General features: G+C 64.3%; 17 protein-coding genes. 15 read left to right on the top strand and 2 right to left on the bottom strand.

Going from position 1 to position 15,652, the window contains the following annotated elements:
• Positions 1-115 precede the first annotated feature (115 nt).
• Positions 116-988 (bottom strand): CAF17-like 4Fe-4S cluster assembly/insertion protein YgfZ, encoded by an 873-nt coding sequence (gene ygfZ / locus F7R02_RS05865; RefSeq protein WP_033483547.1) that lies wholly within the window; start codon positions 986-988, stop codon positions 116-118.
• Here ygfZ and F7R02_RS27315 point away from each other — a divergent pair.
• The 10 genes from F7R02_RS27315 (at position 890) to lolD (ending at position 7,623) form a co-directional block, all read left to right on the top strand.
• The gene (locus F7R02_RS27315; protein WP_014090240.1) at positions 890-1,198 is read left to right on the top strand and encodes a DUF1674 domain-containing protein; all 309 of its coding nucleotides are present in this window, start codon (positions 890-892) and stop codon (positions 1,196-1,198) included. The genes ygfZ and F7R02_RS27315 overlap by 99 nt on opposite strands.
• Before the next feature lie 56 nt (positions 1,199-1,254).
• A complete protein-coding gene (sdhC, locus tag F7R02_RS05855; protein WP_007963517.1) occupies positions 1,255-1,650 on the top strand; it encodes a succinate dehydrogenase, cytochrome b556 subunit in 396 nt (131 codons plus the stop codon).
• Positions 1,647-2,033, top strand: a complete 387-nt coding sequence (gene sdhD / locus F7R02_RS05850; protein ID WP_003482790.1) for a succinate dehydrogenase, hydrophobic membrane anchor protein — start codon at positions 1,647-1,649, stop codon at positions 2,031-2,033. The genes sdhC and sdhD overlap by 4 nt, the downstream gene beginning before the upstream one ends.
• 33 nt (positions 2,034-2,066) lie before the next feature.
• On the top strand, positions 2,067-3,857 hold the full coding sequence (gene sdhA, locus F7R02_RS05845; protein WP_078590915.1) for a succinate dehydrogenase flavoprotein subunit: 1,791 nt from the start codon (positions 2,067-2,069) through the stop codon (positions 3,855-3,857).
• A 9-nt stretch (positions 3,858-3,866) separates the two neighbouring features.
• Positions 3,867-4,070, top strand: a complete 204-nt coding sequence (locus tag F7R02_RS05840; protein WP_078517679.1) for a hypothetical protein — start codon at positions 3,867-3,869, stop codon at positions 4,068-4,070.
• A 16-nt stretch (positions 4,071-4,086) separates the two neighbouring features.
• Positions 4,087-4,869, top strand: a complete 783-nt coding sequence (locus F7R02_RS05835) for a succinate dehydrogenase iron-sulfur subunit (protein ID WP_003482787.1) — start codon at positions 4,087-4,089, stop codon at positions 4,867-4,869.
• A 110-nt stretch (positions 4,870-4,979) separates the two neighbouring features.
• Positions 4,980-5,228 carry an FAD assembly factor SdhE gene (locus F7R02_RS05830; RefSeq protein WP_078590914.1) on the top strand — a complete coding sequence of 83 codons (249 nt, stop codon included), beginning with the start codon at positions 4,980-4,982 and terminating at the stop codon, positions 5,226-5,228.
• Entirely contained in the window at positions 5,179-5,631 is a 453-nt protein-coding gene (locus F7R02_RS05825; protein ID WP_029829028.1) for a YgfX family protein, read from the top strand. The genes F7R02_RS05830 and F7R02_RS05825 overlap by 50 nt, the downstream gene beginning before the upstream one ends.
• A 23-nt stretch (positions 5,632-5,654) precedes the next feature.
• Positions 5,655-6,896: a lipoprotein-releasing ABC transporter permease subunit gene (locus F7R02_RS05820; protein ID WP_005929777.1), complete on the top strand. Its 1,242-nt coding sequence runs from the start codon at positions 5,655-5,657 to the stop codon at positions 6,894-6,896.
• Positions 6,897-6,912: 16 nt separating this feature from the next.
• Positions 6,913-7,623: a lipoprotein-releasing ABC transporter ATP-binding protein LolD gene (gene lolD, locus F7R02_RS05815; protein ID WP_003482779.1), complete on the top strand. Its 711-nt coding sequence runs from the start codon at positions 6,913-6,915 to the stop codon at positions 7,621-7,623.
• Between the two features lie 210 nt (positions 7,624-7,833).
• Here lolD and F7R02_RS05810 read toward each other — a convergent pair whose 3' ends face one another.
• Positions 7,834-8,898, bottom strand: a complete 1,065-nt coding sequence (locus tag F7R02_RS05810) for an SDR family oxidoreductase (RefSeq protein WP_005929774.1) — start codon at positions 8,896-8,898, stop codon at positions 7,834-7,836.
• A 300-nt stretch (positions 8,899-9,198) separates the two neighbouring features.
• Between F7R02_RS05810 and F7R02_RS05805 the strand changes: the two genes are divergently transcribed.
• Genes F7R02_RS05805 through lpxK form a run of 5 tightly spaced genes read left to right on the top strand, consistent with a single transcriptional unit; the run spans position 9,199 to position 15,566 of the window.
• Positions 9,199-11,745: a DNA internalization-related competence protein ComEC/Rec2 gene (locus F7R02_RS05805; protein ID WP_078517681.1), complete on the top strand. Its 2,547-nt coding sequence runs from the start codon at positions 9,199-9,201 to the stop codon at positions 11,743-11,745.
• Positions 11,636-12,298: a MotA/TolQ/ExbB proton channel family protein gene (locus tag F7R02_RS05800; RefSeq protein ID WP_078590913.1), complete on the top strand. Its 663-nt coding sequence runs from the start codon at positions 11,636-11,638 to the stop codon at positions 12,296-12,298. Before F7R02_RS05805 ends, F7R02_RS05800 begins: the two co-directional genes overlap by 110 nt.
• 3 nt (positions 12,299-12,301) lie before the next feature.
• Entirely contained in the window at positions 12,302-12,766 is a 465-nt protein-coding gene (locus tag F7R02_RS05795; RefSeq protein WP_003490558.1) for an ExbD/TolR family protein, read from the top strand.
• Positions 12,763-14,532: a lipid A export permease/ATP-binding protein MsbA gene (msbA, locus tag F7R02_RS05790; protein ID WP_078590911.1), complete on the top strand. Its 1,770-nt coding sequence runs from the start codon at positions 12,763-12,765 to the stop codon at positions 14,530-14,532. The genes F7R02_RS05795 and msbA overlap by 4 nt, the downstream gene beginning before the upstream one ends.
• Positions 14,529-15,566 (top strand): tetraacyldisaccharide 4'-kinase, encoded by a 1,038-nt coding sequence (lpxK, locus tag F7R02_RS05785; protein ID WP_033483553.1) that lies wholly within the window; start codon positions 14,529-14,531, stop codon positions 15,564-15,566. The genes msbA and lpxK overlap by 4 nt, the downstream gene beginning before the upstream one ends.
• Positions 15,567-15,652: the final 86 nt, after the last annotated feature.

Below are 15,652 nucleotides of genomic sequence, written 5' to 3'. Positions count from 1 at the left end.
AGCGACGCCGCCAGACGGGCACGGCGGGCGTTCGGAATCGGTGGGTGTCGCTTTGTCACTGAGGTGCTGCATGACGTCGACGCCCGCCTGGCACGGCTCGCGACGGTTTTCGCTGCTAACGCTCCAGCCCCGTCGTAAGTGCGCGCGGCCGGGCGCCATGCCTGCCCGCCTGCAACGCGGTACCGGCGTCCAGCGTCAGCTCCAACGGCAATACCGCCAGCGCAAGGTTCCCGGCCACGCTCACCACTGTGCCGATCGCGCTACCGTCCAACGCGACGGCATCGCCTGCATCCACGGCAGCATCGGTTTCCAGCAACTGCAACGCGCGCTTGGCCTTGCCCAGGAAGTGCGTCCGCGCCACGATTTCCTGGCCCGGGTAGCAGCCTTTCTTGACGCTGTACGCCTGCAGGCGGTCCAGTGCCAACTGCTGCGGCGTCCATTGTTCGCGCTGGCCCTCGACCAGCCGGGCGAGCCCCAGTTGCAGATCGGTCGTCCGCCACTGCGCATCTGCACTCGGCAGTTCGATAGGCGTCGCCAATGCATCCGCGCTGTAGAGCAATAACGTGCGCGGCAGCGCGACGCTGCCCAGATCCAACTCGATACGCTGCGTTCCGATATCGGCTTGCGCAGCATGCGCATGCTCAGGCGCTGCGAAGCCGCCGTAAGCAAACAGCGTTGCAATACCGATTTTCAGCTTGCGGCGGAACACGAAACGGCTGAGTTGCGTGGCGATCTCGGCCGCGTTGCCGTCCGGCAACAGCATCAGTAAGTGTGCGTCGTCCTCACGCAGGAGTGCGAAGATGGCAATCACGCGCCCCTTCGCCGTCAGCCACGCGTTCCACTGCCACTGCCCAACCGCCAGCGCCTGTACGTCGTTGGCAAATTGGGCATGCGCAAACGCCACTGCATCCGTACCGGCCAGTCGGACGTATTGCATGTCGTGCAGGGAGCCAAAACCCTGCGGAATAAGATTCAGGTTGTCAGCCACGGAAGGGGAGGACTAAAATCGCCAAGTTGTGAGAGCACTATGATAGGCCATCCAACCCCCACCCCAGCGCAGGATTCCGAGACGCAGCCTTCTTCTCAGGAGCATATTCCCGAGAAAAAGCCACTGCCGAAGGAGATTGGTGGGCGCGACGGCCCCGAGCCAACGCGCTACGGCGACTGGGAAAAAAATGGACGCTGCATCGATTTTTGAGCAGCTTTTAGCCACAGCGGCCTAGCGCCGCCCAGCCGAGAAAACGAGCCCAGCGAATGGCGATCCGCGAACGTCCTCTCTCCCCGCATCTCCAGGTATACCGTTGGCAGATACAGATGGTGACCTCGATTCTCAATCGAGCCACCGGCATCGTACTGTCTGTCGGCGCACTGGGAATTGCCGCTGCCTTGCTCACATTGATGCTTGGCCCCGACCATTGGAATTGTTTCCGCGATCAGGCGGCAACCTGGTATGGGCAGGTCTTCCTGTTCGGCTGGACCTGGTCGTTCGCCTTCCACCTGTTCGGTGGCCTGCGCCACATGCTGCAGGACTTCGGGCAAGGCTACGCCGTGCGCTCGTTCATCAGCATGGGTTGGTTGTCGGTGGTTCTGAGCCTTGTGCTCACCGCTGCCATCTGGGCTTACGTACTGCTGTCCGGAGGTGCCGTATGAGCCGCTACCGTACCCCGCTGAAGAATGTGCGCGGCCTGGGTGCCGCCAAGACCGGTACCGAACATTTCGTGATCCAGCGCTTGACCGCGGCCGCATTGGTGCCGCTGTCGATCTGGTTCCTGATCTTCGTGCTGAGCCTGATCGGTGCCGATCACGCTGCCGCCAGCGCGGCAGTGGCCAAGCCGTGGAATGCGATTCTGCTTGTCGCCTTCCTCATCGCCTCGTTCTGGCATGCGCAGCTGGGCATGCAGGTGGTACTGGAAGACTACGTGCACGACTCGTTGCTCGCGCTGATTGCGCAGACCCTCGTGCGTTTTGTTGCCGTGCTGGGCGCCATCGTCAGCGTGTTTGCCGTGGCGCGTATCGCGCTGGGCATGAGCTGAGTCGTCAGCGACCAAACAGGAACCCATAATTCGATGTCCGCTTACAAGATCACAGAACACAAGTACGACATGGTCGTGGTGGGCGCCGGTGGCGCCGGCCTGCGCGCCACGTTCGGCCTGGCCCAGAAGTGCCTGCAGACGGTCTGCCTGACCAAGGTCTTCCCGACCCGTTCGCACACCGTGGCAGCGCAGGGCGGTATTTCCGCAGCGCTGGGCAACATGGGCGAAGACGATTGGCGTTATCACTTTTACGACACCATCAAGGGCTCCGATTGGCTGGGCGACCAGGACGCGATCGAGTACATGTGTCGCGAGGCGATTCCGGCCATCATCGAACTCGAACACTACGGCGTGCCGTTCTCGCGGACCGAAGAGGGCAAGATCTACCAGCGCCCGTTCGGCGGCATGACCACCAAGTATGGTGAAGGCCCGTCCGCGCAGCGTACCTGCGCCGCAGCCGATCGTACCGGCCATGCCATGCTGCATACCTTGTATCAGCAGTCGTTGGCGCACAACGCACGCTTCATGATCGAGTACTTCGCGCTCGATCTGATCTTCGACGAAGAAGGTGTTTGCCGTGGTGTGCTCGCACTGGACATGGCCGAAGGTTCGCTGCATCTGTTCCGCGCCCACGGCGTGGTGCTGGCGACCGGCGGTTACGGACGTGCCTACTTCAGCGCCACCTCCGCACACACCTGTACCGGTGATGGCGGCGGCCTGGTGATGCGTGCGGGCCTGCCTGTGCAGGACATGGAATTCGTGCAGTTCCATCCCACTGGCATCTACGGTGCGGGCTGCCTGATCACCGAAGGCGTGCGCGGCGAAGGCGGCATCCTGCGTAACAGCAATGGCGAGCGCTTCATGGAGCGCTACGCACCGCATTACAAGGACTTGGCTTCGCGCGACGTGGTGTCGCGTTCGATGACGGTGGAAATTCGCGAAGGCCGCGGTGTAGGCGAGCACAAGGATCACATCCTGCTCGACCTGACCCACCTTGGGCCGGAAGTGATCAACGAAAAGTTGCCCGGCATCGCCGAAAGCGCACACATCTTCGCCGGTGTGGACGTGACCAAGCAGCCGATCCCGGTGCTGCCGACGGTGCACTACAACATGGGCGGTATTCCGACCAACTTCTACGGAGAGGTCGTGCGCAAGCAGGGCGACGATGCGGATGCCGTGGTGCCGGGCCTGTATGCCATCGGCGAGGCGGCGTGCGTCTCGGTCCATGGTGCAAACCGTCTGGGCTCGAACTCATTGCTGGACCTGGTGGTGTTCGGCCGCGCGGTCGCCAACCGCTGTGCCGAAACGGTCAAGCCCAATCAGCCGCACAAGACCTTGCCGTCCGATGCCTGCGACAAGGCCTTGGGCCTGCTGGACAAGCTGCGTCACGCCAACGGCTCCACGCCGACGGCCGTGATCCGCGACAACATGCAGCGCACCATGCAGTCGGACGCCGCCGTGTTCCGCACCAGCAAGACGCTGAAAGAAGGCGTGGACAAGATGGCCGAGATCTTCGCCACCTTCGAGGACGTCAAGGTGTCGGACCGCTCGCTGGTGTGGAATTCGGACCTGATCGAGACCTATGAATTGAACAACCTGCTGCTCAACGCGGTGGCGACGATCAATTCGGCCGAACAGCGCAAGGAAAGCCGCGGCGCGCATTCGCACGAAGACTTCCCGGACCGCGACGACGTCAAATGGCAGAAGCACACGTTGGTGACCGTCGACGACAAGGGCAAGTGCGAGTTCGACTACCGCCCTGTGCACATGTACACGCTGAGCAAGGATGTGGACGTGGTCCCGCCGAAGCCGCGCGTTTACTGATCGATGCGCATGCAGCGACCCACCGTTGCCTTGTCATGGCTCGCCATCGCCTCTGCGCGTGGCAGCGAGCCGGTACAGCAGTTTGGTCGTCGCATGACCCTGGAGCAGCGCCGGCAGATGGCCGGCCGCTGCGCGACTGTTTCGGCAGTGGCATCCGTCATCTTTACCTTCATGCGCACGGTGCGGTTGTCGTCCGCACCGCGCATCGCCTGAGCCAACGAGAGCAGCTATGGCAGAGTTCACCCTCCCCAAGAATTCAAAGATCGGCAAGGGCAAGCATTACCCTGCAAAGGGCGCCAAGAACACGCGCACCTTCAAGGTCTACCGCTGGGATCCGGACGTCGACGCCAACCCGCGCACCGACAGTTACGAGATCGATCTGGATAAATGCGGCCCGATGGTCCTGGACGCGCTGATCAAGATCAAGAACGAGATCGACCCGACGCTGGCGTTCCGTCGCTCCTGCCGCGAGGGCATTTGCGGCTCGTGCGCGATGAACATCGACGGCACCAATACGCTGGCCTGCACCAAGGCGATTGCCGCGTGCGGCAAGTCCGAGGTGCCGATCTATCCGCTGCCGCACATGAGCGTGATCAAGGACCTGGTGCCGGACCTGACGCACTTCTATGCGCAGTACGCGTCGATCAAGCCGTGGATCCGCACCCAGACGCCGCCGCCGCCGGATCGCGAGCGCCTGCAGTCGCCGGAAGACCGCCGCAAGCTGGATGGCTTGTACGAGTGCATCCTGTGCGCCTGCTGCTCGACCAGCTGCCCGAGCTACTGGTGGAATGGCGAGCGGTATCTTGGCCCGGCCATCCTGCTGCAGGCCTACCGCTGGATTATCGATTCGCGCGACGAAGACACCGGTGCGCGTCTGGACGATCTGGAAGACCCGTTCAAGCTGTATCGCTGCCACACCATCATGAACTGTGCACGGACCTGCCCGAAGGGCTTGAATCCAGCGCTGGCGATCGCCGAAATCAAGAAGTTGATGATGGCGCGTCGCGCCTGATCGCACGGCATTGATTCCCCACCACGGGGATGTGGTTCGCAGCGGCACCGGCCCTTGGGTCAGGTGCCGCTGTCGTTTTCGGACCGCCATGCGGTGGGGTGGAGAGTGAGATGGACGAACAAACCCTGCTGAAAAAGTTGCGCTGGCGTTGCCGGCGCGGAATGCGCGAACTCGATCAATTGTTCGGGCGCTACCTGGATCAACGCTGGGCGCAGGCCCCCGACGCCGAGCGCGCGGTTTTCCTACAGCTACTGGATTGCGAAGACGATAAGTTGTGGCGCTGGTTCATGGGATACGAGGCCTGCCCCAATGCCGCCAACGCCGCACTCATCGCCGATATTCGCGCCCTGCCGGCTTGAGTGGCGACCCTCGCGCTGGCTGATCTGCGCATTGGGCGTGTTGGTGGCGCTCGCCGTGTGGGCGGTGTGGCGCAGCGGCGTACCGCTGTGGTTGGCCCTGTTGTTGTCTGCCTACGCGGTGCTTGCAGGCGGGCGAGCAGTGCGTCAGCTGTTGCGTTCGCCAGTGAGGCAATTGCTGGTGCCATGGACGCAAACGCCCGCCAGCATTGACGGTGTGGAGGTGGAAGAGCTGCAGGTACGCTGGCGCGGGCCGCTTGCGGTGGTGTCTTGGAAGCGGGCGGATGGCCGGCGCGAGCGCCTGCATTTCTGGCCGGACACCTTGCCGGCGCCGCAACGACGTGAACTGCGTCTGGCCGCTCAGGCCCACGCCATTTCGTCCGGGCGGCCGCTAGTGGCACCATAGCGTCCCTTTCCCGGTTGAACCGCATGTTCAAACCTATTCCGGTTGCCATCGGCTTGCGCTATCTGCGTGCCAAGCGGCGCAATGGCTTCATCTCGTTTATTTCGATGGCGTCGATCCTGGGCATCGCCCTGGGCGTAACCGTGCTGATCACCACGCTTGCAGTGATGAGCGGTTTCCAGAAGGAGATCCGCGACCGCCTGCTGCAGATGGCTGCCCACGCGACCGTCAGTGCAGAAGGCGCGCCGATGCGCGATTGGCAGCATGCAGTCGAGGTCGCCATGTCCGATCCGCGCGTGGCCGGTGCTGCGCCCTACATCGAAACCGAATCCTTATTGCAGGGCCCGCGCAAGCAGCCGGCCATCGTGCGCGGCGTGATTCCTGCCGAAGAAGGCAAGGTGTCGGTGCTGGCCAAGAAGATGCAGCAGGGTTCGGTCGACAGCCTGACGCCTGGGTCGTACAACATCGTCATCGGCAAGGAGCTGGCGTTGTGGCTTGGCGTGGATGTTGGCGACAGCATCGTCGTGTTGCTCAGCGACACCCAGGCGACGCCGCTGGGCGCGATGCCGCGGCTCAAGCGCTTTACCGTGAGCGGTATTTTCGAGGCCGGATACAACGAAATCGACCGCGGCCTCGCCGTGGTGAACATGCAGGACCTGGCGCGCGTGCTGCGCATGGATGGCGTCACCGGCGTGCGCCTGCGCCTGCATGACATGGATCAGGCCTGGCCGGTGGCGCGCGATCTGGCGGTGAGGTTGCACGGCCCGTATCGGGTCAGCGACTGGACCCAGGAAAACGCCAACCTGTACCACTCGTTGAAGATGGAAAAGACGGTGATGGGCATCCTGCTGTCGCTGATCGTGGCGATGGGCGCGTTCAACCTGGTGTCGTCGCAGGTGATGCTGGTGACCGATAAACAGGCCGATATCGCCATCTTGCGCACCCTCGGGCTGTCGCCGGCCGGGGTGATGCAGGTATTCATGGTGCAGGGCTCGTTGATCGGCTTCATGGGTACCTTCATGGGCGTGATCGGCGGCATCGTGCTAACGCTCAATCTTGAACGCATCCTCGGCGTGATCGAAACGATTTTCAGCGTCAAGTTGCTACCCGAAGACGTGTACTACATCACCGGCCTGCCGACCGATATGCAAACCCAGGACGTGGTGGTGATCACCGTGGTGGCATTGGTGATGAGTTTCCTTGCGACTTTGTACCCGGCGTGGCGCGCTTCGCGCACCCAGCCGGCGGAGGCGCTGCGTTATGAATGAGATCCGGGAAACGTTCGTGCAAACACCAAAACAGGCAACTGCGGTGATCCGCGCCGAAGCGCTGGCCAAGACCTACGCCGAAGGCAAGATGCGCACGCCGGTATTCGATGGCCTGGATCTCTCGGTGGCCACCGGCGAAACCGTGGCGATCGTCGGCGCCTCCGGTGCCGGCAAGAGCACCTTGCTGCATCTGCTCGGCGGGCTGGATATTCCCACCTCCGGCGAAGTGTATGTGGCCGGCGAGCGCATGTCGGCGCTGTCCGACGCGCAGCGCGGCAAGCTGCGTAACCAGGCGCTCGGCTTCGTCTACCAGTTCCACCACTTGTTGCCGGAATTCACAGCGTTGGAGAACGTGATGATGCCGGTGCTGTTGTCCGGCAAGGATGTGGCCGTTGCCAAAAGCCAGGCGCTGCAATTGCTGGAATCGGTCGGGCTTGGGCATCGCGTCGAACACAAGCCCAGCGAACTCTCCGGCGGCGAGCGTCAGCGCTGTGCGGTGGCGCGTGCACTGGTCAACAAGCCGGGCTGCGTGTTGGGCGACGAGCCCACCGGCAATCTTGACGACAAGACCGCGGGTACCGTGTTCGAGCTGATGCTGGAACTCAACCGCGCCCAGCGCACCAGCCTGGTACTGGTGACGCACGACCGTGGCTTGGCACGGCGCCTGGACCGCGTGCTGGAGCTGCACCAGGGCAAGCTGCGCGAATTGGCGCCGTCTGCGGTGTAAGCACATGGCGACGCGCTCGATCGGCAGACCGATCGCGTTGCGGATGAGCGTGGCATTTGCAGTGGACACTGGTGCCGTGCCCGGTAGCCGAAATGGTGGCGCATTTTGAAGTGCAGTGGCAGCGAACGATCGCATGCAGCGCGACTGCCAGGGCACATGCCGCACGATCTCCGCAGGCCAGTGCGGCCTGCGGGGATGCCACAGCATCGGTCAAGGAATGATGCGCAGTGCCCGCAGGCGGGTAAACAGTTCGAAGAACGAGGCGCGGCTGTCGTAGAAGTCGAGGAAGCCCAATTCACGGCTCTTGGTCATGTCGTTGACGCACTCGATCTCGCGGCCCAGGTCGGCATCGGTATGCCACCACGATGCAAGCCGGTTGACGTCGGACTCTACCAACGTGTGTTGCGCGGCCACCTCTGCCCACAGGGCAGGTGCGGTCTGGCTCATGCGTGCTTCCAGCGGTTCCGGCACAGCGGGGCAGGGCGCAGCGTCGAGCTCGAAGAACTTCGCAATCTCACCCCACATCCAGCGCCAGCGGAATACATCGCCATTGACGGTGTTGAAGGCCTGATTGCGCGCCGCGGGGCTAAGCCCGGCCCAGGCCAGTTGGCGGCCAAGCAGCCCGGCATCGGTAAGGTCGGTGAGGCTGTTCCATTGCGCTTGCGACCCTGGAAACACGAACGGTTGCCCGGTGTGCTTGCATAGCGATGCATATACCGCCAGCGTCACGCCCATGTTCATGGCATTACTGCCGTTGGCCATGCCGATCATGGTGTGCGAGCGATGTACGCTCCAGCCGAAACCATGCTGCTCGGCATGCGCGAACAGCAGGTCTTCCAACGTGTAGTAGAAATTTTCGCCCGGCTGGCGCGGCTCGCTTTCGCGAAACGGCGTCTCGGCCTTGCCGCTGCCGTAATTTTCGAACGCGCCCAGGTAGTGCTTGGTGCCGGTGACCAGCGCCATGTGCTGCAGCGGCGCATCGCTGAGCGCATCGCACAGGTGCCGCATCATCGCGCCGTTGGCCTGGACGTTTTCGCGCTCGGTATCGCGACGCGTCCAGGTGCAGAAGAACACGTGGGTAATCGGTAGACCACGCAACGCATTGTTCGTGCTGTCGGCGTCCAGCAGATCGGCCGCCACCGGAATGACACCGTCGTGGGGCAGTGGCCGACGTGCAAGGCCGTACACGGTCCAGCCGTCGGCGAGCAGCACGTTGGCAAGGTTGTAACCGGAGATGCCGGTCACACCGACGATCAATGCAATGCCTTTACGCATGGGGGAGGCTCCTGAAAAAACGAATCTCACCATAGCGGTGACACCATGAAATCGGGGCGAACGCTGGGCCAGAGGGCGTGCTTGCGCCGTTGAGCGCTCGATCTGCTGCGGCATGCATCTTCACGTGTGCACTGTGCTACGCACCGCATCAAGTGATTGCGACGTGCCGCAGGACGTCGTTCGTATTCATAATCAGCGACCGCCGCAGCAGTGTTCTTCCTACCCAGGCTTGGGTAGATCTCCGCTGTGCGTGGAAGGTTTCGCGATCTAAGGTGAAGACGTTGATCGATAGGGTCCATGATGGCGACCGACAGCATGGAGGTGTCAGCGCACACGGCACCGCCGCAGATGGGATCGGCGGTGGTCATCGCGGCCGCGTTATTGCTGGGCGTGGTGGCGTGCGCCTGGTCGCCCATACTGCTGCCGCGCATGGTTTACGTCGGCTGCATGTGCGTTGCGTTGCTGGGCAGCGGCGCGACGGTGTGGCTGCGCCCGTGCTGGAGTGCGCTATTGCTGGCCGGCGCTGCGGCACTTCTTGGATTCGGAGCGATGGGATGGCAGGTGACTGGTGCGCTGCAGGCGCAGTTGCTTCCGCAGGATGAAACACGCGATGCCACCGTGCGCGGGCAGATTGTCGGGCTACCGATCGCCGAGCAACGCCGTACCCGATTTCAGCTGCGCGTGGACGAGGCTCCGGCCCAGCCGGCGGCACTGCGTGGCAAGCTCCTGCAGGTGGCCTGGTACGACGACTTTGATGCCGAGCGCATCGGCCCGCGCGCGGCGCTACATGCAGGTGCGCGCTGGCAGCTGCGGCTCAAGCTGCGTGCGCCACGCGGCTTGCGCAATCCCGGAGGCTTCGATGCCGAGCGCCAGGCACTGGCGCAGCGCATCGCTGCGACGGGCTATGTGCGCATCCCTGCAACCGCACACCAGACCGTACCGCCGCAAGGCGTGGATGCCTGGCGCGAACGGATGTCGCAACGCATCGCCGAGCGTGTCGGCGGCCCCTCTGCGCCGTACCTGCGGGCGCTCGCGCTCGGAGATACCCGGGGGCTGGACGATACGGCATGGGCAACGTTGCGCGCGACCGGGCTCAGCCATCTGATCGCCATCTCTGGATTTCATGTCGGGCTGGTCGGGGCATTCTTCGCGCTGCTGATCGCTGGCATATGGCGCTGGCAGCCGCGACTGGGCACATTCATGCCGCGTCTGCATGCGGCATCGATTGCCGCGCTACTCGGCGCTGCGGCCTACGCGCTACTGGCTGGCCTGGCGCTGCCGACGGTACGCACCGTATTGATGATTGCGGTGGTGGCCCTCGCCAGGGTGCTGCGGCGACGCGCCTCGACCGCGCATGTGCTTTCGCTCGCCTTGTTGGCGGTGTTGCTGTGGGATCCGCTCAGCGTGCTGGTTGCTGGCTTCTGGCTCAGCTTCGCCGGCGTGGCATGGCTGGTCTGGTGCCTGCCGTCTGACGATCGCGCCATCGTGCGCGGCTTCCTGTCTGCGCAGACCGTGGCCACCGTTGGCCTGCTGCCGTTGACGGTCAGCTTGTTCGGGCAGGCGTCGCTGGTCGGGCCGTTCGCCAATTTGATCGCCATTCCGTGGTGGACTTTCGTGGTGGTACCGCTGTGCCTGTTGGGGACCGCACTTGAGGCGATCTACCCGGGGACCGGCGTGTGGGCATGGCAGCTTGCGGGCTGGTGCTTTGAGCTGACCTGGCCGGGGTTCGTCTGGCTTGGGCAGACCGCGGTGGCGTTGTGGTGGGTGCCCGAGTCCGATGGGGTTGCCCTGATCGCCGCCTTGCTCGGTGCGTTCTGGCTGTTGCTGCCGCGCGCGACGCCGGGTAAATCGTTGGCGGCGCTGCTGTGGTTGCCGCTGCTCTGGCCGGATCGCGAGCTACCGGCCGCAGGCGAGGCGGAAGTGCAGGTGCTGGATGTGGGTCAGGGCTTGGCGGTGCTGGTGCGCACGCAACGCCATGCGCTGTTGTTCGATACCGGTCCGGCGGTGCGCGATGGCTTCGATGCCGGCGAGCGCGTCGTGCTGCCGGCGTTGCGCGCGCTTGGTGTGCGCCGGCTGGACGCCATCGTGCTCAGCCATGCCGATGCCGATCATGCTGGTGGCTATGCCGCAGTGCGCACGGGGCTGCCGGTGGCACGCACGGCTGCGCCACCGGGTGCGCCGTTGGACGTCACCGCACGCTGCCGCGCCGGGCAGCAGTGGGAGTGGGACGGGGTGCGCTTTCGCTTCTTGCATCCCGGCGCGGGTTTTCCTTACCTGCGCAACCAATCCAGCTGCGTGCTGCGGGTCGAAACCGCGTATGCGAGCGCACTGTTGCCGGGCGATATTGGCGACATCGTCGAGCGCCGCCTGCTGCGCGGGCACGCCGCGGACCTGCGTGCCGAGCTGGTGATCGTCCCGCACCACGGCAGCGCCGATGGCTCGCAAGCCGGTTTCATCGCCGCCACCGGAGCACGCCTGGCGTTGGTGTCGTCCGGTCATGGCAACAGATTCGGGCATCCGCGCGCCGAGGTCGTGCAACGCTGGAAGTCAGGCGGGGCAGAGGTGTTGGACACCGCCCAGGCGGGAGCGATCCGGGTTTGGCTCGGTGCCGCGGGCCTGCAACTGCGCGAGCGACGGCGCTGGCAGCCGCGGCTATGGGATGCTGCGGAACGGCGGCGGTCGGCTGCTATCCTATCGGTCAGCGAACAGGCGGCCGCGTTGCCGGAGGAATCGAATCGTGTTGGAGCTGGTCAAGGCAGGCGGTTGGCCGATGGTGCCGTTGCTGTTGCTGGGCGTGATCGCCCTGGCGATCGTGCTGGAGCGTCTGTGGAGCCTGCGCCGCAATGAGGTGACGCCGCCGGGCCTGGGTGAAGAGGTGCGCAATTGGGCCGCGCGCGGCAATCTGGATCCCACCCACATCGAGTCGCTGCGCCGCAATTCGCCGTTGGGCGCCTTGCTGGCCGCGGCGCTGGACGTGCGTGGCCGCCCGCGTGACGTGATCCGCGAACGTATCGAAGACACCGGCCGGCATGTGGTGCATCGCATGGAGCGCTATCTGAACGCGTTGGGCACGATCGCATCGGCTGGGCCATTGTTGGGTTTGCTCGGTACCGTGGTCGGCATGATCCAGATGTTCTTGGGCATCCTCGATCACGGCGTAGGCGATGTGAATCAGCTCGCCGGCGGCATTGGCAAGGCGCTGGTGTGCACTGCCACCGGCATGATCATCGCGGTTCCGGCATTGATGGCGCATCGCTTCTTCAAGGGGCGGATCGCCGGTTACATCGTCGAGATGGAGCAGGAAGCCATCTTGTTGCTGGACACCATGGATGGCCGAGTCGTGCCGGCAGCCTTCGCGCCGGCTGCAGCGGGCGGCAAGTCTGTCACGGCAAAGGGTTGACGGATGCGCATCGGCAGCGACCGAAGCCAGGACGAGCCGCATATCGACCTGGTGCCATTGATTGACGTCATCCTCGTCCTCATCATCTTTTTCGTGGTGACCACGACCTTCGACGCACGCTCCACGCTGCAATTGCAGCTGCCGACCGCCAGCGACCAACACAGCAGCACACCGCCACGTTCGCTGAGCGTGCTGGTCAATGCCGATGGGCGTTATTTCATCAACGATCAGGAAGTGCTGCGTTCGGACGTGGACTCGCTCAAGCAGACCATCGCCCAGATCGCCGGCGATGACCGCGAACAGACCGTGCTGATGCGCGCCGATGCGCGGACCCCGTATCAGGCCGTGGTGACCGCGCAGGATGCGCTGGGCCAGCTCGGCTTCCGGCGTATCGCCATCGCCACCGCGCCTCCGGCCAGCGCCACCGGTACGACTGGCAAGACAAGCACCAACGGAACCCGCCAGTGACCATCTCCATCGACCGCCCGGCGCCAGTGTCTTCCTGGCGCACGTACCGTCGCCTGCTGGCGTTTGCCAAGCCGTATCGTTTGTTGCTGGTGGCCGCGCTGATCGCTGCGTTGATCGAAGCGGCCGGCACCACCGGTTTTCTGGCGTTGATGAAGCCAATCACCGACGAGACCTTCATCTACAAGAACGCCGAGGTCAGTCGCTGGCTGCCGGTGCAGATCATCCTGCTGTTCGTGGTGCGCGGCGTGGCCGGCTACATCACCGACATGGCGATGGGCAAATCCGCACGCAGCATCGCGCGCGATCTGCGCATCAAGGTGATGGCCAAGTATCTGCGCCTGCCAGGGTCACGCTTTGATTCGGAGCCGGTGCCGTCGATGTTGATACGCCTGGGCTCGGATTCGGACCAGGTTGCGCAGGCCGCAGTGGATGCGGTCAAGGTCATGATCCAGCAATCGCTGCAGGTGATCGGTGCGCTGGCGCTGATGCTGTGGCATAGCTGGCAGGTGACATTGACCATCCTGGTGCTGGCCCCGGTGCTGGCCTGGGTGATGGACAAGGTGGCGCGGCGCTACCGGCGTATCAGCCACAGCATCCAGGAAAGCGGTGCGCAGCTGCTGCAGGCCGCCGACCAGACCTTGTCCAGCCATCAGGAGGTCAAGATCTACGGGGCTCAGCAGACCGAAATGGAGCGCTATGGCGCGCTGGCCAATCGCAACCTGCGCCTGGCGATGAAGGTCGAATCCACCCGCGGCATTTCCACTGCCACCGTGCAGATGATCGGCGCGATCGGCTTGTCGGCATTGCTGTTCGTGGCCGGTGCGCAGGCCTTGGCCGGGCGACTGACGGCCGGCAATTTCGTCGTGCTGATGACCTCGATGCTGACGATCATTCCTGGCCTCAAGCAGCTGACCAATGTGCAGAACATGGTGCAGCGCGGCCTGGCATCGGCCGAGCGTCTGTTTTCGGTGCTCGACAGCCCGGACGAGCCGGATCAAGGTACCGTGCCGCTGACGCGTGCCAAGGGCTTGATCGAATTTCGCGATGTCACGGCTCGCTACCCCGGCCAGGTCAATCCGGCGCTGGCAGATGTCAGCTTCGTTGCGCAACCGGGCACCGTCACCGCCATCGTCGGGCGTTCCGGGAGCGGCAAATCCAGTCTGATCAAGTTGATTCCGCGTTTTTACGAAGCCGAGGCCGGGCAGATCCTGCTCGACGGGCATCCGGTGCAGGCGTATGCGTTGGCGGATCTGCGTCGGCAAATTGCGCTGGTCGGCCAGCAGGTGATGCTGTTCGACGGCAGCATCGCCGATAACGTGGCGTTCGGCGAAATGCGCAACGCCGATGTCGGCCAGTTGGAGCGCGCGATTCTGGGCGCCAATGCAATGGAGTTTGTCGCGCAGCTACCCGAAGGTCTGCAGTCGCATGTCGGCACCAAGGGTGGGCGCCTGTCCGGCGGCCAGCGCCAGCGTCTGGCGATCGCACGCGCCATGCTCAAGGACGCGCCGGTCCTGATTCTGGACGAGGCCACCGCAGCGCTGGACAACGAGTCCGAACGACTTGTGCAAGATGCGTTGCACAAGCTGATGCCGGACCGCACCACGCTGGTCATCGCGCATCGTCTATCCACCATCGAGCATGCCGATCAGGTGCTGGTGATGGACCAGGGCCGGATCGTCGAGCGTGGTACGCATCACCAATTGCTGGCGCAGGGCGGCTTGTATTCGCACCTGCACGGCATGCAATTCCGCGAACGTCAGGCATGAGCAAGCGCGGCACCCGCACCCCGGGTTACTGGTACGACAACACGCCGATCCCATTGCCGGCGCGCATCCTTTCGCCGGTCTACGGCGCTGCGATCGCGTTGCGACGGGCGCTGTATCGCCGCGGCTGGCGCAGGCGCCACGGTGTGCCGGTGCCGGTGATCGTGGTCGGCAATGTCACCGCCGGCGGCACCGGCAAGACGCCGCTGACGATTGCCTTGGTCGCGAAGCTGCAGGAAGCCGGCTGGACCCCTGGCGTCGCCAGCCGTGGCTACGGCCGCGATGACGCCGGTACCGCCCGCTGGGTCGAAGCGGACACGCCGGTGGCGCTCGGCGGCGACGAGCCGGTGTTGATCGCCTGGAAGACCGGTGCGCGCGTGCGCGTCGACAGCGACCGGCTCGCTGCTGCGCGGGCGCTGGTCGAGGCGGGCTGCGACATCGTGATCTGCGACGATGGCCTGCAGCATTACCGTCTGGCCCGCGATGTCGAAATCGAAGTGGTCGATGGCCAGCGGCGCTACGGCAACGGACGCCTGTTGCCTGCTGGGCCGCTACGCGAACCGGCCGCGCGGGCGCAGGATTGCGATTTTCGCGTGGTCAATCTCGGCCAGGCCAGTGCAACTGCCGCACCGCAGGCGCCGGATGATGCCGGTTTCGGCGAATGGCAGATGCGTTTGAGCATCGACAGCGTGCAGCCAATGGACGGCAAGCGTGCGCAGCCCTTGAGCATGCTTGCCGGACAGCGCGTGCATGCCGTGGCGGGCATCGCGCATCCGGAACGTTTCTTCGCCATGCTGCGCGCGCGCGGCATTGGCGTGGTGCCGCATGCGTTTGCGGATCATCACGTCTATCGCGCCGCGGATTTCAGCTTCGGAAGCCGCCTGCCGGTGCTGATGACAGAAAAGGACGCGGTGAAATGCCGTCCGTTCGCCGACGAGTGGCTGTACAGCGTGCCACTGAAGGCGGAACTGCCGGCCGCGTTCTGGGTGAGCCTGCTGGACCGATTGAACAAATTGGCGAGCCGGCAGGGCGTGTGAGCGAGTCAGCTTGCAGTTGGACGGTTGCTGGCCAAGCATCCCGAGCCAGGCGTTGAGTGCACTCTTGCGGCTGCGATGTGTCATCC

This window comes from Xanthomonas cissicola (assembly GCF_008801575.1).
Classification (GTDB): domain Bacteria; phylum Pseudomonadota; class Gammaproteobacteria; order Xanthomonadales; family Xanthomonadaceae; genus Xanthomonas; species Xanthomonas cissicola.
This window is presented reverse-complemented; position numbering and strand designations above follow the sequence as displayed.